This is a genomic window from Mesosutterella porci (genome assembly GCF_022134585.1).
Taxonomy (GTDB): Bacteria; Pseudomonadota; Gammaproteobacteria; order Burkholderiales; family Burkholderiaceae_F; genus Mesosutterella; species Mesosutterella porci.
Map to the genome: position 1 here is coordinate 162,940 of NZ_JAKNCT010000002.1, position 16,082 is coordinate 179,021.

At 63.5% G+C, this 16,082-nt stretch carries 17 protein-coding genes and 4 tRNA genes; 9 read left to right on the forward strand and 12 right to left on the reverse strand.

The window, feature by feature from the left end:
• The first annotated feature begins 108 nt into the window (after positions 1-108).
• A complete protein-coding gene (locus MAF45_RS02380) occupies positions 109-927 on the forward strand; it encodes an undecaprenyl-diphosphate phosphatase (protein WP_237977958.1) in 819 nt (272 codons plus the stop codon).
• A 69-nt stretch (positions 928-996) separates the two neighbouring features.
• On the opposite strand, the gene trmB is transcribed toward MAF45_RS02380, so the two are convergent.
• From trmB to MAF45_RS02415, 7 genes are all read right to left on the reverse strand, one after another.
• Positions 997-1,719 carry a tRNA (guanosine(46)-N7)-methyltransferase TrmB gene (gene trmB / locus MAF45_RS02385; RefSeq protein ID WP_237977959.1) on the reverse strand — a complete coding sequence of 241 codons (723 nt, stop codon included), beginning with the start codon at positions 1,717-1,719 and terminating at the stop codon, positions 997-999.
• A 66-nt stretch (positions 1,720-1,785) separates the two neighbouring features.
• Positions 1,786-1,859 (reverse strand) — tRNA-Gly (locus tag MAF45_RS02390).
• 65 nt (positions 1,860-1,924) lie between these two features.
• Positions 1,925-2,578 (reverse strand): methionine ABC transporter permease, encoded by a 654-nt coding sequence (locus tag MAF45_RS02395; protein ID WP_237978029.1) that lies wholly within the window; start codon positions 2,576-2,578, stop codon positions 1,925-1,927.
• Positions 2,568-3,623 carry a methionine ABC transporter ATP-binding protein gene (locus MAF45_RS02400; protein WP_237977960.1) on the reverse strand — a complete coding sequence of 352 codons (1,056 nt, stop codon included), beginning with the start codon at positions 3,621-3,623 and terminating at the stop codon, positions 2,568-2,570. The genes MAF45_RS02395 and MAF45_RS02400 overlap by 11 nt, the downstream gene beginning before the upstream one ends.
• A gap of 181 nt (positions 3,624-3,804) precedes the next feature.
• Positions 3,805-4,101 carry a hypothetical protein gene (locus tag MAF45_RS02405; RefSeq protein WP_237977961.1) on the reverse strand — a complete coding sequence of 99 codons (297 nt, stop codon included), beginning with the start codon at positions 4,099-4,101 and terminating at the stop codon, positions 3,805-3,807.
• Between the two features lie 162 nt (positions 4,102-4,263).
• A complete protein-coding gene (locus MAF45_RS02410) occupies positions 4,264-4,530 on the reverse strand; it encodes a hypothetical protein (RefSeq protein WP_237977962.1) in 267 nt (88 codons plus the stop codon).
• Positions 4,531-4,698: 168 nt separating this feature from the next.
• Entirely contained in the window at positions 4,699-4,875 is a 177-nt protein-coding gene (locus MAF45_RS02415; protein ID WP_237977963.1) for a hypothetical protein, read from the reverse strand.
• A gap of 170 nt (positions 4,876-5,045) precedes the next feature.
• Between MAF45_RS02415 and MAF45_RS02420 the strand changes: the two genes are divergently transcribed.
• Positions 5,046-6,059 (forward strand): FAD-binding protein, encoded by a 1,014-nt coding sequence (locus tag MAF45_RS02420; RefSeq protein WP_237977964.1) that lies wholly within the window; start codon positions 5,046-5,048, stop codon positions 6,057-6,059.
• A 247-nt stretch (positions 6,060-6,306) separates the two neighbouring features.
• Here MAF45_RS02420 and MAF45_RS02425 read toward each other — a convergent pair.
• The 3 genes from MAF45_RS02425 to MAF45_RS02435 form a co-directional block, all read right to left on the reverse strand.
• Positions 6,307-6,382, reverse strand: a tRNA-Lys gene (locus MAF45_RS02425).
• A gap of 36 nt (positions 6,383-6,418) precedes the next feature.
• Positions 6,419-6,494, reverse strand: a tRNA-Lys gene (locus MAF45_RS02430).
• 26 nt (positions 6,495-6,520) lie between these two features.
• A tRNA-Lys gene (locus MAF45_RS02435) sits at positions 6,521-6,596 on the reverse strand.
• Between the two features lie 324 nt (positions 6,597-6,920).
• Here MAF45_RS02435 and recA point away from each other — a divergent pair.
• From recA to MAF45_RS02460, 5 genes are all read left to right on the forward strand, one after another.
• Complete coding sequence (recA, locus tag MAF45_RS02440; protein WP_283206971.1) at positions 6,921-8,210, forward strand: recombinase RecA; 1,290 nt, start codon at positions 6,921-6,923, stop codon at positions 8,208-8,210.
• Positions 8,210-8,737: a recombination regulator RecX gene (recX, locus tag MAF45_RS02445; protein ID WP_237977965.1), complete on the forward strand. Its 528-nt coding sequence runs from the start codon at positions 8,210-8,212 to the stop codon at positions 8,735-8,737. The genes recA and recX overlap by 1 nt, the downstream gene beginning before the upstream one ends.
• A 94-nt stretch (positions 8,738-8,831) precedes the next feature.
• The gene (gene sucC / locus MAF45_RS02450; RefSeq protein WP_237977966.1) at positions 8,832-10,007 is read left to right on the forward strand and encodes an ADP-forming succinate--CoA ligase subunit beta; all 1,176 of its coding nucleotides are present in this window, start codon (positions 8,832-8,834) and stop codon (positions 10,005-10,007) included.
• Complete coding sequence (sucD, locus tag MAF45_RS02455) at positions 10,004-10,903, forward strand: succinate--CoA ligase subunit alpha (RefSeq protein ID WP_237977967.1); 900 nt, start codon at positions 10,004-10,006, stop codon at positions 10,901-10,903. Before sucC ends, sucD begins: the two co-directional genes overlap by 4 nt.
• Before the next feature lie 35 nt (positions 10,904-10,938).
• Positions 10,939-11,652, forward strand: a complete 714-nt coding sequence (locus MAF45_RS02460; protein ID WP_370659303.1) for a TerC family protein — start codon at positions 10,939-10,941, stop codon at positions 11,650-11,652.
• Between the two features lie 45 nt (positions 11,653-11,697).
• On the opposite strand, the gene mnmA is transcribed toward MAF45_RS02460, so the two are convergent.
• Positions 11,698-12,807 carry a tRNA 2-thiouridine(34) synthase MnmA gene (gene mnmA / locus MAF45_RS02465; protein ID WP_237977969.1) on the reverse strand — a complete coding sequence of 370 codons (1,110 nt, stop codon included), beginning with the start codon at positions 12,805-12,807 and terminating at the stop codon, positions 11,698-11,700.
• Between the two features lie 127 nt (positions 12,808-12,934).
• On the opposite strand from mnmA, the gene MAF45_RS02470 reads away from it, so the two are divergent.
• Together MAF45_RS02470 and MAF45_RS02475 are read left to right on the forward strand one after the other, a co-directional pair.
• Complete coding sequence (locus tag MAF45_RS02470; protein WP_237977970.1) at positions 12,935-14,059, forward strand: NAD(P)H-dependent flavin oxidoreductase; 1,125 nt, start codon at positions 12,935-12,937, stop codon at positions 14,057-14,059.
• 11 nt (positions 14,060-14,070) lie between these two features.
• Positions 14,071-14,301 carry an RNA-binding S4 domain-containing protein gene (locus MAF45_RS02475; protein WP_237977971.1) on the forward strand — a complete coding sequence of 77 codons (231 nt, stop codon included), beginning with the start codon at positions 14,071-14,073 and terminating at the stop codon, positions 14,299-14,301.
• On the opposite strand, the gene MAF45_RS02480 is transcribed toward MAF45_RS02475, so the two are convergent.
• Positions 14,298-15,977 carry an AMP-binding protein gene (locus tag MAF45_RS02480; protein WP_237977972.1) on the reverse strand — a complete coding sequence of 560 codons (1,680 nt, stop codon included), beginning with the start codon at positions 15,975-15,977 and terminating at the stop codon, positions 14,298-14,300. The two genes, MAF45_RS02475 and MAF45_RS02480, sit on opposite strands and share 4 nt — an antisense overlap.
• Positions 15,978-16,082: the final 105 nt, after the last annotated feature.

The following is a 16,082-nucleotide window of genomic DNA, read 5'->3' on the forward strand; positions in this document are numbered from 1 at the left end:
GAATCGGGGCCGCCCTGATTCCGGTTGGCGGCTTTTTTACGCGAAATGCGCTAAAGTGGCGGCTTTCACGGGAGGGCCGCATGCGCCCGCCCAGCGGATTTCTGAAAAATGGACGTTTTTTATCTCTTCCAGGTTGCCATGATGGGCATCGTCGAGGGGCTCACGGAGTTTCTCCCCATCTCGTCGACCGGGCATCTGATCGTGGCGGCGGGAGTCCTCGGCTTCCGTCCGCCCGACAAGGACACTTTCATCGTTTCCATTCAGGCCGGGGCGATCCTCGCGGTCTGCTGGCACTACCGCAGCAGAATACTGCTGGTCCTGGAAAACCTCTTTCGTCCGGGCATCCAGCGCAATCTCGCCGTGAACACGGTGGTCGCCTTTCTGCCCGCGGCCCTGGCGGGCGTTCTGCTGGCCGGGTTTATCCAGAGCAGGCTCTTTAATCCCGTCACGGTGGCCTCGGCGCTGGTGGTCGGCGGCATCATCATCCTCTGGGTGGAAAACAGGATTGAGCGGCTCGGAATTCAGCCGCGCGTTGCCGCCATGGACGACATGGCGTGGCGCGATGCGCTGAAGGTGGGCTGCATGCAGTGTTTTGCGCTCATTCCCGGCATGAGCCGCTCCGGGGCCACGATCATCGGAGGCATGCTCTGCGGCTTGTCGCGGCAGGCCGCGACGGAGTTCTCATTTTTTCTGGCCATCCCCACGATTTTCGGGGCCACGGTCTACGATCTGTGGAAGAGCCGGGCCGATCTGGTGGAGGTCAACCTGCCAGGGCTTTCCATAGGCTTTGCAGTGTCCTTCCTGTCGGCTCTCGTTGTAGTGAAGTGGCTCCTGAGGTTCGTCGCCCACAACAACTTCCGGGGTTTTGGCTGGTACCGCATCGTCTTCGGGCTTGTGGTGCTGGGCTACTGCGCCTTCCTGCCCTGACGGGGCCCGCGCAGGAGGCGCGGGGCCGCCCTGCCTTTTGTGTGGTGGTAGGGCGCCGCCTCCGCCGTCTCAGGGTCTGCGGATGTAGACGAGGTCCCAGATTCCGTAGCCCAGCCGCTCGCCGCGCTGCTGGAACTTGGTGCTCGGGCGCTCGCACAGGGGGTTCGCCATCACCGGGCAGTAGCCGCATCCCTTCCAGTCCTGCAGCGCCGGCTCGTGCGAGAGCACGTCGAGCATCTGCTCGGCGTAGTTCTCCCAGTCCGTCGCACAGTGCAGGTAGCCGCCCGGCGCAATGCGGCTGCAAAGCTTCGAGATGAAGGGCTGGGCTACCAGGCGGCGCTTGTGGTGCCGGGCCTTGCGCCAGGGATCGGGAAAGAAGATGTGGACGCCGGCAAGGGAGCCTTCCGGGATCATTTTCTCGACCACGTCAACCGCATCATGGCGAATGATCCGCACGTTGGTGAGCGACATTTCGCTCAGCCGCTTGGCAAGAGCCCCGACGCCCGGCGGAAACACTTCGCAGCCGAGGAAGTTGATCTCGGGGTGGGTCTGCGCGATGGCGGCCGTGGTCTCTCCCATTCCGCAGCCGATTTCAAAGACAAGCGGGGCCTTGCGGCCGAAAATCGCCTCGAAGTCGGCCGGCCGTTCCTCATAGGCTACTTCATAGAGCGGGAAGAGTTCGTCGAGGGAGCGGCGCTGGGCGTTGCTGATGTGCCCGCGGCGCATGCTGAAGCTGCGGATGTGGCGCTTTTTCAGCTCCTCGAGCTGCTCCGGGGTGAGGTCTGTGCTCATGGCTCGAAGTTTTCCTTGTCAGACGAAAAAACCGACGCGTTCAATCTGGCGCGTCGGTTTCGAAACTGGAGCGGGTGAAGGGAATCGAACCCTCGTAGGTAGCTTGGGAAGCTACAGCTCTGCCATTGAGCTACACCCGCATGAGTTGCTAATAATATCAGGGATTGGACATTTTTGCCAATCCCTGACTGGCCGGCCGGGAACCTCAGCGGTGCGAGACCTTTCGGACGGTCCAGTCGCCGAGCGACTGCATGCCTTGCACGAAGAGGATCAGCACGATCACGACGGTGTACATGATCTCGGGCATGAAGCGCTGGTAGCCGTAGCGGATGGCGAGGTCGCCCAGGCCCCCGCCGCCGATCGCGCCGGCCATGGCCGAGGCGCCCACCAGCGAAACCAGAGCGATGGTGATGCCGGCGATGATGCCGGGCAGCGCTTCGGGCAGCAGCACCTTGCTCACGATCTGCAGGTCGGTAGCGCCCATGGAGAGGGCCGCTTCGACCAGGCCCCTGTCGACTTCCCGCAGGCTCGACTCGACCAGCCTTGAAATCATGGGAGCCGCGGCGATCGTGAGCGGAACGAGGGCGGCGGCGGTGCCGATCGAAGTGCCCACGATGAGGCGCGTAAGGGGCTGGATCGCCACCAGCAGGATGATGAACGGGGTCGAGCGGATGGCGTTGACGATGATGCCCGTGACGCGGTTGAAGGCTCCGGCGGGGCGGATGCCCTTCGGGGAGGTCGAGAACAGCAGCACCCCGAGCGGGATGCCGATGGCCGCCCCGATGCAGCCCGCGATCGCCACCATCTCGAGCGTCTCAAGGAACGAGTCGAACAGCATCTTCCACATTTCAGGCGACAACAGCATCGTTTAACTCCTCAATCTGAATATGGTTGGCCAGGAGAAAGGCGTGGACCCGATCGTAGGCTTCCGGCGAGCAGGAGGCCACCACGGTGAGGCTGCCGAAGGTTTTTCCCTGGATTTCGGAAATCTGCCCGGCGAGAATGTTGAAGTTGACCCCATAGTCCGTCGCGCAGGTGGAGATGACCGGCTGCGTGGCCTCCTCGCCGACGAAGGTGAGCCGCAGGGCCTTGTTGCACTGACCCGGGTGGGCGGCGAATTCGGTGTGGATCTTTTCGATCACGCTGGGCGGCAGCTCCGTGCAGAGGATGCCGCTCAGCATGCTGCGGGTCGTGGGATGCTTCGGGCTGCGGAAGACATCGAGCACGGCCCCCCGTTCGATGATCTCGCCGTGGTCCATGACGACGATGCGTTCGCAGATCTGCTTCACCACCTCCATCTGGTGGGTGATCATCACGATGGTGACCCCGAGCTCCCGGTTGATCCTGCGCAGCAGCGCGAGCGTCGAGACGGTCGTCTCCGGGTCGAGGGCCGAGGTGGCCTCGTCGGACAGGAGCACTTTCGGGTCGTTGGCGAGCGCTCGGGCGATGCCCACGCGCTGCTTTTGTCCACCGGAGAGCTGCGAGGGGTATTTGTCGCGGTGCTCCGTGAGCCCGACGAGCTTGAGAAGCGGTTCCACCTTCTGCCGGATCCTGTCCTTCGGCATTCCGGTCAGCTCGAGCGGCAGGGCGACGTTGCCGTAAACGGTCCTCGAGGAAAGGAGGTTGAAATGCTGGAAGATCATGCCGATCTTGTGGCGCACGGTCCGCAGCTGCGCGTCGTCCAGGGCGAGAAGGTCCTGGCCGTCGACCAGCACCTTGCCGCGCGTCGGGCGGTTCAGCAGGTTGATGCAGCGCACCAAAGTGGATTTTCCGGCGCCGCTCCTGCCGAGGACGCCGAAAATCTCTCCGTCCTCGATCGTGACGGAGACGTCCTTCACGGCATCCAGAGTGCCTTTGCCGTCCGGGGAGGGATAGGTCTGCCAAATGTGTTGTAGTTCAATCATGTCTTTTTTCTTCCTGAACCGCCGCATGCCGGGCTCCCTTTGAGGGGCCGGCCTCGAGTCTGCAAGTTTAAAGGCTGCCGACGGGCCGCGGGGCGGCCGCGGAGAGGGCTTTTGCCGTATTACCCGGTGGTCCGGGGGAGAGGCGCGGGAAAAGCCCGGCAAAAAAGGCGCATACGCCCGGCTAATGGACCGGGGCGAGGAAAAAGCCGCAGCGCTCGTGCGAACCGTCGTCCGAATTCATCCGGGCATGCATGAGAAGCACCATCTGCATGGAGCCCCGCAGCCTGGGTCCCAGCTCCTTGATTTTCTTCAGGGCAAAGCGCGAGCGCTCTTCAAGCACCTCTTCCCAGTCTCCGCGGTCCGGCTCCGAGAAGTGCAGCAGGAAGGCTCTGCCGGGCGGAATGCGCGTGACGGCTTCGTTCATCGGCATGCCGCAGCGGTGCGCATCGGACTTCTTCACGATAAGCCCCCAGCTCAAGGCCAGCTCCTGTGAACCACTCCCTGCGGGGGAGCCTTCGGCCGGAGGTTCGATTGAAAGAGAAGATTTAACAACGGGCATCCAGTCGATCCACCGGGGCAGAATGCTACGGATCCTGGGATCGTCGAGAAAGGACAGCCCGGTGGAGTGCGGCAGGTACAGCTAGGCCTGAGTCTCGCGGACCTCCCAGTCGTTGCCCCAGCGGGGTCTGCCCGCCGCCTCGGCGGCCCGGGCGGCTTCCCTGCGCCTTGCAAACCAGGCCTTCAGGCCCTCGTGCTCGGCCACGACCGCACTGTCGCGTTCGATTCTGCGGCGAAGTGCATCGCGCAGGCGAAGGGCGAGATTCCGGTCGAGGTGATCACGAAAGGCGAGTCCTCCGACAGCGGTGACTGGCTCGGCAAGCCCCCCCGAGATTGCCGAGAAGGGCATCACCGCAACCTATGACACGAACGTCCTCGTCGTGGGCTACGGCACGGGCGGCATGTTCGCCGTGGCCGCCGCGGAGGAGGGCGAAAAGGTGATCGGCATCGACCTCTTCCCCACCGGCACAGGCATCCGCGACGATCTTGGCGCCATCAATTCCAGGTATCAGAAGGCTTACGGAACGAAAATCGACAAGTTCGACTTCGTCACTGCGGCCACCCAGTACGCCGCCGGGCACCTCAGCCAGGACCTCGTCAAGCTCTGGTGCGACCGCTCGGGCGAGGCGATCGACTGGTACGGCGACCGGCTCGCGGAGCGCGGCATCAGGCTCGTGCACGAGTCAGGCGACAAAGTGGACCAGTCCCGCTGCCATCATTTCCCGACAGGGCGCTCGCCTGCCTGGCCCTATTCAATTGGCAGCGGCAAGATCCAGTCCGCTTCCAAGGGGCCTGTTCTCACGGGCAACATCATCCTTCACGACTATGCGGTGAAAAAGGGCGCGCTTCGACTACGAGACCACGATGGTGAAGCTCGAAAGGAAGGGCGGCCGCATGGCGGGCTGCATCGCGAGGAACTCCGAGGGCAAATACGTCCGGTACAACACCCGCAAGGGCGTCGTGGTCGCCACCGGCGGCTACTCCCAGAACTACCCGATGATGGAGGCCCTCCAGCCCTGGAACCTGCGCATCATCGGCCGCAACTGCTCCATGCCCGGAGTCCGCGGCGACGGCATCCGGGCCTGTCTCTGGGTCGGCGCCAAAATGGACGAGACGCACAGCATGATGATGTTTGACCGCTGCGCGCTGCGCCCCGACCAGAAGGTGGGCGTGGAGACCGCCAAGTCCGGTGACAACGGCTTTTTCTGGATGGGCTCCCAGCCCTGGCTCAAGGTGAACGCCGACGGCCACCGCTTTTTCAACGAATCGGGCACCTATGAGGGCATCCTGCACGCCGACGAGTATCAGAAAGGCCACTGCCACTACACCATCTTTGACAGCAACTGGCCCCGCTACGTCCAGCAGTTCAAGCAGCACGGCTGCTCGCGCCTGTATCCGTTCGAGAACGGCGTCGCGCCCAACATCCCGTGGCAGACCGTCGAGAAGACGCTGCCCGGGCTGATCGAGAAGGGGTTCCTTATCAAGGCGGACACGATCGGAGACCTGGCGAAGGGCCTGAAGCTGCCGCCCGAGGAGCTGAAGAAAACCGTGGCCCGCTACAACGAGCTTGTAAGAAAGGGCAGGGACGAGGACTACGGGAAAGAGCCTTTCCGCCTGTCTCCCGTCGACAAGCCCCCGTTCTATGGAGCGAAGAACTGCGGCTACATCCTCTGCACGATGGACGGCATCCAGATCGACACTCACATGAACGCGATCGACACGGAGGGCAACCCGATTTCCGGCCTGTATGTCGTAGGGAATGATTCGGGCTCTTATTTCGCCAACACCTACCCGAATCTCGTGACCGGCATGGCCTGCGGCCGTACGGTGACTTTCGGACGCTTGGTCGGCAAGTACCTTGCCCGGAGCAAGGCCTGAGAGCCGCAGGCGGACGGGGCTGCGGTCCGCTCTCCAAAACCCGCGGCCCCTGCTCTGAAGCTTTCTCTCCATGCGCCCGCGCGCAGTCCTTGAAAAAGGCGGAGCGGGCGATTTTCTGCCCGGTCTTCTCCCAGAGGCCGGCTCTGCCGCAGAAAACACTGCCTGAAAGCGATCGGCAGGGGGCAGGGAAGATGGAGGGACCGAATAAGAAAAAGGGTAGAACGCAGTTGCGTTCTACCCTTCGAATTGGTGGGTGCGCAGGGGCTCGAACCCTGGACCGACGGATTAAGGGTCCGCTGCTCTACCAACTGAGCTACGCGCCCAAATCGAAAAGCTGTTAAAGCTTTTTCTCTGAATTATGGTGGGTGCGCAGGGGCTCGAACCCTGGACCGACGGATTAAGAGTCCGCTGCTCTACCAACTGAGCTACGCGCCCATAATTCCTTTGCAAGCCGCCCATCGTGGTGGGTCGTGCGAGGCTCGAACTCGCGACCAACGGATTAAAAGTCCGCTGCTCTACCAACTGAGCTAACGACCCAAATCCAAGCTCGTCAAGCTTCACGTTTCGGCTAGCTAGGTCACGCATTCTAGTACTTTTTATTTGCTTTTGTCAAGAAAAAAATCAACGTGGGGGACCGCCTGCTGTTTTTTGGAAAAAAGCAGGTCTCATTTATTAGGGTAATCTCTAATAAAAATGAAATTTTAAAAAACTGATTCCTGCCGGAAATAAGGGCAAGATATAAGAAAAGACATAGGTGGGATGCGCGGCCTGGAGAAAAAGAAGCAAGGCGGCGTGTTTCGCGCGAATCGATTTCATCAACGCAGCAGGGGCTCTTCGGGAGTCCCTTCGGAGAATACTGATATGGCAGCAGACAAGAAAAATAAGGACAAAGCGTCAACCCGCGCGGTCCGGATCGTGGAGAAGGAGGAGCGCCAGAAGGCGCTGAATGCGACCCTTTCCCTCATTGAAAAGCAGTTCGGGAAGGGGTCCATCATGAGGATGGACAGCAGCAGCGTGAACCAGGACATCAGCGTCGTCTCGACGGGCTCGCTCGGTCTGGACATCGCGCTTGGGGTCGGCGGGCTGCCCCGGGGCCGCGTGATCGAAGTCTTCGGCCCCGAGTCCTCGGGCAAGACGACGCTGACCCTTCAGGTCGTCGCGGAAATGCAGAAAAGCGGGGGCACCTGCGCCTTCATCGACGCCGAGCACGCGCTGGACCCGCAGTACGCGGAGCGCATCGGAGTGGACCTGCAGAAACTGCTGATCTCCCAGCCCGACAACGGCGAGCAGGCGCTTGACATCTGCGACGCCCTCGTGCGTTCCGGCGCGGTGGACCTCATCGTGGTGGACTCGGTGGCGGCGCTTACTCCCAAGGCCGAAATCGAGGGCGAGATGGGCGACGCGCTGCCCGGCCTGCAGGCCCGCCTGATGAGCCAGGCCCTGCGAAAGCTCACGGCTTCCATCAACCGCACGCAGTGCATGGTGATCTTCATCAACCAGATCCGCATGAAAATCGGAGTTTCCTACGGCAACCCCGAGGTGACGACCGGCGGAAACGCCCTCAAGTTCTACAGCTCCGTGCGCATTGAGATCCGGCGCAGCGGCTCGATCAAGAAGGGCGATGACATCATCGGTTCGGAAACCCGCGTCAAGGTGGTGAAGAACAAGGTGGCTCCCCCGTTCCGCACTGCGGTCTTCGACATCCTGTACGGCGAGGGCATTTCCCGCGAGAGCGAGATCCTCACGATCGGAGCGGACCTCGACATCATCGACAAGGCGGGCGCCTGGTACAGCTACGCGGGAGAAAAGATCGGCCAGGGCAAGGACAAGGCCTGCGAGTACCTGAAGGCTCACCCGCAGGTGGCCCGCGAGATTGAAAACAAGATTCGCGCGATCAAGGGCGTCCGCAGCCTCGACGCCCAGGGCTCCGGGGCGGCCGCGGACGGAGCTGCGGGCGCAAAGCCCGAGGCCTCCGAAAAGGCGGCGGACAAGCCCGCAGGAAAGCCTGAAGCGAAGGAGGAGAAGGCCGGCGGCGCGGAAGACTCCGGCGCGAAGGAGAAGGCGAAGGAAAAGGGGAAGGAGGATGAGCCCGCTGAGTCGACCGTGGTGCTCGATCCTGAGGAAGACTTTTCGCCTGAAGAGTTCCTGTGATGCTCAAAGAGGAGAGCGATGCCCCCGAAGGTGCTCCGCGGCAGGCGCGGCCCGGAAGGGAAAAGGCTCCGTCGAGGCGCGGCAGTCTCCTCGCGGAGGCCGTGGCGGCCCTCGCGCGCAGGGAATATGCGCGGGCAGAACTGCGGCGGAAGCTTCGCCGGCGCTTTCCCGACACCGCGGAGCAGGAGCTCGAGGCGGTGCTCGACCGGCTCGAGTCGCTGGGCTATCTCTCGGACGAGCGCTTTGCTGAGAAGTTCGTGCGTCAGAAAGGCGGCCGCCTCGGGGCGGCGCGTCTGCGCATGGAGCTCAAGCAGCGGGGAGTACCGTCTGAGGCGGTGGAGGCGGCCCTCTCGCAGCTCGGCGGTTCCGAGGAGGAGCGGGCCTATCAGGTCTGGGCGAAGAAGTTCGGCAGCCTGCCTGGGGACGAGCGGGAGCGGGGCCGGCAGATTCGCTTCCTTCTGTCCAGGGGATTCGGGTATTCTATTATCCGCGATGTCTTCGACCGCGCGCGCAGCGGTCTAGACTAAAACCTTTAGGCAGGGTTTTGAAATAATTCCATATTTTGCAGCACAACCTCCGTCTCCGCCCGCGAATCCGTGCGGCGCGAAATGATTTCTTCTTATGAAAGTTTACGAATACCAGGCCAAATCGATTTTGGCCAAATACGGTGTCCCGCTGCTGCGGGGAGTTCCTGTGTTCGAGGCCGGGGCCGCGGCGCAGGCGGCTGAAGGCCTGAGCACTTCAGGCCCCTGGGTGGTCAAGGCTCAGGTTCACGCCGGCGGGCGCGGCAAGGCGGGCGGTGTGAAAATCGCGCGCAGTCTGCAGGAAGTGGCCGACATCTCGCGCGCCATGCTGGGCGCGAAGCTGGTCACGCGTCAGACCGGACCGGCGGGGATTGCGGTGCACAGGCTCTACATTGAGGAGGCCTGCGACATTGCCCGCGAGCTTTACGCCGCCATTCTTATTGACCGCTCGAGCCAGAAAATCTGCGTGCTCGCCTCAGCCGAGGGCGGCATGGAGATTGAGGAGCTCGCCGAGAAGCGCCCTGAGGCGATCCGGCGCATGCTGATTGACCCCCTGCAGGCTCCCGGGGTCGGCGCTTTCGAGGCCTTCTCCTCGGAGCTCGGGCTTGAGGACGGGGAGCGCGAGCGCTTCGGGGACGCGCTTCTGAAGCTCTACGAGGCTTTTGTCCACGAGGACGCGTCGCTGCTCGAAATCAACCCCATGGTGATCACCCGCGGCGGCGAGGTGATTGCCCTTGACGCGAAGCTGATCGTCGATGACAATGCGCTGTTCCGTCATCCCGAGACGGCTGCGATGCTCGACCCCCAGGCCGAGGACAGGCTGGAGCTGCTCGCAAGGAAGTCGAATCTCAGCTACATCGATCTCGACGGGGACATCGCCTGCATGGTGAACGGCGCGGGCCTGGCCATGGCGACCATGGACATCATCAAGCTCTACGGAGGCAGCCCCGCCAATTTCCTCGATGTCGGCGGCAGCGCCACGGTCGAGAGGATCACGGCTGCGTTCCGCATCATGCTCGAGAATCCCAACATCCATGCGATTCTGATCAACATTTTCGGCGGGATCATGCAGTGCGACATCGTCGCTCAGGGGCTGGTGGAGGCCTCCAGGACGCTCAATCTCAAGCTGCCCATGGTGGTGAGGATGCACGGCACCCATGAAGAGGAAGGCCATCGGATTCTCAGGGAGTCGGGCCTGAGCTTTATTTCGGCTGAAACAATGTCTGATGCGGCGGAAAAGGCCGTCAGAGCGGCAAGGGAGGCGGCTCAATGAGCATTCTTGTCAATGAAAACACCCGCGTGATCACGCAGGGCATCACCGGGCACGCCGGGCAGTTCCACACCCGCGCCTGCCGGGCCTACGCCAACGCGGCCGACCGCTTTGTCGCGGGCGTCAACCCCCGCAAGGCCGGCCAGCAGATGGACGGCATTCCGATTTTCGCGACGGTCCGCGAGGCCAAGGAGCAGACCGGCGGCAACGCGAGCGTGATCTACGTCCCGCCGGCGTTCGCCGCGGGGGCGATCCTGGAGGCGGTCGACGCCGAGCTGGATCTCGTGGTCTGCATCACCGAGGGCATCCCGGTGCTGGACATGCTGCGGGTGCGGAACTACATGAAGGACCGCAAGAGCCATACGCTACTGCTTGGACCGAACTGCCCGGGGCTGCTGGTGCCGGGGCTGCTCAAGCTGGGCATCATGCCGGCGAGCATCCACCGTCCGGGGCGCATCGGTGTGGTTTCCCGCTCGGGTACGCTCACCTACGAAGCGGTGGATCAGATTACGGCCTGCGGCCTGGGGCAGTCGGCTGCGGTCGGCATCGGCGGCGACCCGATCAACGGGCTCAAGCACATCGACCTGCTGCGGATGTTCGAGGAAGATCCGGGCACAGACGCCGTTGTGATGATCGGCGAGATCGGCGGCAGCGATGAGGTGGAAGCCGCCCGCTGGGCACGCGACAACATGACCAAGCCCGTCGTGGGCTTCATCGCCGGGATCACCGCCCCTGCGGGGCGCCGCATGGGCCATGCGGGGGCGATCATCGCCTCGGGCGTGGACACGGCCGAAAGCAAGATCCGCATCCTTGAGGAGTGCGGCATTCCCGTGGCGAGAAACCCCGCAGAGATGGGCAGCCTGCTGCTTTCCGTTCTGAAGAAGAAGGGAATGTGCTGATTTTTTGACCGGAGCCGATTCAATTGATGGACTGGATTGTTGACGTATTTACGACCATGCACTGGGCGGCCGTGGGCCAGATCATCCTGATCGACGTGTTGCTGGGCGGCGACAACGCCGTGGTGATCGCACTCGCCTGCCGGAATCTGCCGCACAGCCAGAGGGCGAAGGGCATCTTCTGGGGCACGGCCGGCGCCATCACGCTGCGCGTCATTCTGATCACATTCGCCGTGATGCTGCTCAACATTCCGGGCCTGAAGCTGGCGGGTGGCCTCATCCTCCTTTGGATCGGCTACAAGCTGCTGCTGCCCGACGACGGCAAGCCCGAGGAGGTCGAGGGCAGCACGAAGCTGCTCGGAGCGATCAAGACCATCATCGTGGCCGACCTGATCATGTCCATCGACAACGTGATCGGCATCGCAGGGGCGGCGCAGCAGGCCCACGAGGCGCACCAGACCATGCTCGTCATTTTCGGCCTGCTGGTGTCCGTGCCCTTCATCGTTTTCGGCAGCCAGCTTGTGCTGAAGGTGCTTGACCGCTTCCCGGTGATCATTCTCCTGGGCGGGGGGTTGCTCGGCTGGATCGCGGGCGGGCTGTTCATTTCCGACAGCTTTATTGCGAACCGGGTCGCCGGGATCGACTCCTGGCATCTGCCGGTATCGCTCCTTTGCGCGCTGCTCGTGGTGGCAGCGGGGCTTCTCGCTCGGCGTCGCTCCGGGGTGGACCTCATCACCGGGCAGAAGAAATAGACTCCGGCCGTCCTTCTTCGCGCAGGGACGACCGCGGGCCCTTTTTCAGCGGGCCTCGCCCGTCTCCAGTCCTTCGATGAATCCGCCGCCCAGGCAGACGTCGCCGTCATAGAGCACGGCGCTCTGGCCCGGGGTGACGGCCCACTGCGGCTTGTCGAAGCGAAGCGAGAACGCATGCTCGCCGGAGCCGGTGAGCACGGCGGGGCAGTCACTCTGGCGATAGCGGGTCTTCACCCCGAAGCGCCCGCCCTGCAGGGGCGGCTTTCCTGAAATCCAGGAGGGTTCCGAGGCGTAGAGGTGGTCTTTGAGCAGCCAGGGGTGGTCGTGGCCCTGCACCACCCAGAGCACGTTGCTGCGGATGTCCTTTGCGGCCACGAACCAGGGCTTTTCCTCCAGGCCCCGGGCGCCCCCTATGCCGATGCCCTTTCTCTGGCCGATCGTGTAGAAGGCGAGTCCGATGTGCCTGCCGACGCAGCGCCCCTGCGGGGTGCCGTCCGGCGTCCGGATTTCGCCCTCGTGCGTAGGAAGGTAGCGCTCGAGGAACTCCCTGAAGGGACGCTCGCCGATGAAGCAGATGCCGGTGGAATCCTTTTTGTCCGCTACCGGCAGTCCTATCCTGCGAGCGAGAGCCCTCACATCCTTCTTGTACATCCCGCCCACGGGAAAGAGCGCCCGGCTCACCTGGTTTTGCGAGAGGCGGTGCAGGAAGTAGCTCTGGTCCTTGGAGGGGTCGACTCCTTTGAGCAGCTCAGTGGTGCCGTCCTCGGCCCTGCGGGTGCGGGCGTAATGCCCGGTGGCGATCCAGTCCGCTCCCATCTCCATCGCCCGATCCAGGAAGGCCTTGAACTTGATCTCGGAGTTGCACAGGACATCGGGGTTGGGCGTTCGTCCCGCGGCGTATTCCTTGAGAAAGATGGAGAAGACCCGCTCCTTGTACTCCCGGGCGAAATTGACGGCCTGCAGGTCGATGCCGATCACGTCCGCGGCGCTCGAGGCGTCGATCAGATCCTGGCGGCTCGTGCAGTATTCGCCGTTGTCGTCGTCCTCCCAGTTCTTCATGAAGAGGCCGATCACCTCATAGCCCTGCTGCTTGAGCAGCCAGGCGCTCACCGCGGAATCAACTCCGCCGGACATCCCCACAATCACTCTAGGCATTTTTCACCACAAACCAAACGCAGCATCAGAAAAGGCCGGAAGATGAGCTGCGGGCCCGCCCCGCCTCATTCGGCTAGTATGATCTTAACGGTTCGGGCACTGCGCTGCTCGGGTCAGGAGGGAGAGGATGCAGGCACAGGAAGGCATGATAAGGGCGGCGGCCGAACGGGCCCGGCGATTCTGCGAAAGGCTGGAGATAGAGATTCCGCTGCTGTCGGCCCCGATGTCCGGCGTGAGCACGCCGGAGCTTGCCGCAGCATTTTCCTGCGCCGGAGGGCTCGGGGTGCTCGCGGCTGATCTGCTCGAGCCCGAGGACATCGAGCGCGAGGTGAGGCGTGTGCGCGCGATCACGGACCGGCCGTTTGCGGTCAATCTGCGCATTCCGCCGCGCGACCGGGGTGACCGCGCTCAGGCCCTGAAGGTGATCTACGCGCTGGGCGAGCTCAGGCGAGAGCTGGGACTGCCCGAGCAGGTCGACCTGGACGCCTTCCGGGAGCCTGATTTCGACCGCCAGCTCGAGGCGCTCCTCGACTGTGGAGTGAGGGCGGCGTGCTGCTCCTTCGGAGGCTATAGGGAGGCCTACGAGGAGAGGCTGCATGCGGCCGGGGTCTTTATCCTTGGGGCGGCCACCACGCTGCGGGAGGCGAAGGTCCAGCGTTCGGCTCGCGCCGATGCCGTGATCCTGCAGGGGGCAGAAGCCGGCGGCCCCAGGCTTTATTTTGAAAGCGAGCCGCAGGAGTCTTCGGTCGGGCTTTCCGTGCTGCTTGCGGGCGCGGGGCGCGCCGTGAACCTGCCGCTGGTCGCCTCGGGCGGCATCTCCACGCCGGCAGGCGCGGTCGCGGCCCTGGTGGCGGGCGCTTCCGCCGTCATGGTGGGCACCGCCGTGGCCTGCAGCCCCGAGTCAGCGGCCCCCGACCTGATGAAGCGTTCGATGATCGCCGCATCCGACACGGCTACGTGCCTGAGCGACCAGCTCTCGGGCAGGCTCGAGCGGGTGATGAAAAACGGCCTGATCGAAGCCCTGAAACGGGCCGGCGTGGCCTCCTCGGGCTATCCCTGGCAGCGCTTTATCATGCACGACCTGATGGAGCGGGCCGCGCAGCTGGGCCGCGCGGATCTGCTCCGAATGCCCGTCGGGCAGGGGGCGGACGTGTTCTGCTGCAGGAAGGCATTGGAAACCGTCCGCATTCTGGGGCAGGCTCTGCGGGAGTTCATGAGCGGCCAAAGCGCCGGCCCAGCAAAGGAACAATGAAGGAAAACACAATGGAAAAAACGGTTTTTGAGCTCAAGACGGAATTCATCAAGCTCGACTCCCTGCTCAAGGCGGCAGGCGTGTTCGCAACCGGCGGAGAGGCCAAGGAGGCGATTCAGTCCGGCCGGGTGCTCGTGAACGGGCGGAAGGAAACCCGCCGCGGGGCGAAGCTGCGCGGCGGGGAGACCGTCGCCGCGCAGGGCAGGGAAATCGAGGTGAAGGCCGGCGCGGCGGCTTCCTAAAGCGAGCGAAGCTCCCGGCGCAGGATTTTGCCCACCGGGGATTTGGGCAGGCTCTCGACGAAGACGATCTTTCTCGGGCGCTTGTAGCCGGTGAGTCTCTCGCGGCACCAGCTTCTGATCTCCTGGACGGTGAGCGAGGGATCCTTTTTCACGATGACGGCCTTGATGGTTTCGTCCGAGGTCTTGGACTTCTCCCCCACGACCCCCACCTCGAGCACTTTGGGGTTGGCGGCGATCACGGTTTCCACCTCGTTGGGATAGACGTTGTAGCCCGAGACGATGATCAGGTCTTTTTTCCGGTCGGTGATGGTGACCCTGCCGTCCTTGTCCATCCAGCCGATGTCGCCGGTGTGCAGCCAGCCGTCCTGCAGCACCCGGGCGGTCTCCTCGGGCTGGTTCCAGTAGCCCTTCATCACCTGGGGGCCTTTCGCGCAGATTTCTCCCGTGTGCGCTTCGATCTGAGCGGGGTCCGCGCAGACGCCGAGGTCTTCGAAGCGGTCGTTGCGGATCGAAATCACGGTGCTGGGCAGGGGAAAGCCCACCGAGCCGTCCCAGGGGGAGTCAGGCAGGTTCCCGCAGATGCCGGGCGAGGCTTCCGTGAGGCCGTAGGCCTCGAGGATGGTGTGCCCGGTGACTTTCTTCCATTTTTCAGCTACGGGCCGCTGGACCTGCGCGCCGCCGCCCACGGTCATTTTGAGCTGCGAGAAGTCGAGGCCGCGGAAGCGCTCGCTGTTTAAAAGCGCGTTGAAAAGCGAGTTCACGCCCGGGAAGGCTGTGGGCTTCCATTTCTCGAAGGCGTCGATCACGTTGTTGATGTCCCTCGGGTTCGCGATGAGCAGCTGGGCGCTCGCCCGCTTCAGGAAGCACAGCGTCGCGGTGAAGGAGAAGATGTGGTAGAGCGGCAGCGCGGTGAGCGCCCGCTCCTTTCCGATCTGGAACGTCTGCGAGATCCAGCGCCCGGTCTGCTCCACGTTGGCGAGAACGTTGCGGTGCGTGAGCATCGCGCCCTTGGAGATCCCCGTGGTGCCGCCCGTGTACTGCAGCAGCGCGACGTCGGTGTTTTTGACGGCGACGGGGCGGAAGCCGCGCGAGCGGCCCTCGGCGAGCGCGCTCCGGAAGGGAACGAGCCCTTCGATGGAGAACTCCGGGATCATCTTCTTTACGTGCCGGAGTGCGAAATTGACGATCGTGCGCTTCATGAACCCGAACAGGTCGGCGATTCCCGTGGAGATCACGAGCCGGACCCCGGTGCCCGGGAGCGCCTTTTCCAGCGTGCGGCCGAAATTCTCGGCGATGATGACGGCGCTCGCCCCGCAGTCGAGCAGCTGGTTGTGCAGCTCGCGGGCGGTGTACAGGGGGTTGACGTTGACCGCGATGAAGCCCGCCTTCAGCACGCCGAAGAGCGACACGGGGTACTGCAGGATGTTGGGCATCATGATCGCGACCCTATCGCCGGGCTTCAGGCCGCGGGCCGACTGAAGGTAGCCGGCGAGGTCGGAGGCGCAGTCGCTCACCTGCCTGAAAGACAGCTTCTGGCCCATGCTGACGAAGGCCGTATGGTCACCGAACCGGCGGGCAACATCGTCGAGAAGCGCGGGGATGCTGGGACAAAAATCAGGGTCGATTTCCGCCGGGATTCCCTTTTCGTAGTGAGCAATCCACGGATAAGTTGGCATAAACGGGTCCTTGCAATTCTTACTGTTGCCCTGCGTCCTCAGGCAGCGCAGACGCGCCGCCTCCGGCGGTCCTCTCTTAAAACCGCCGCAGGCCGCGCGCGCACT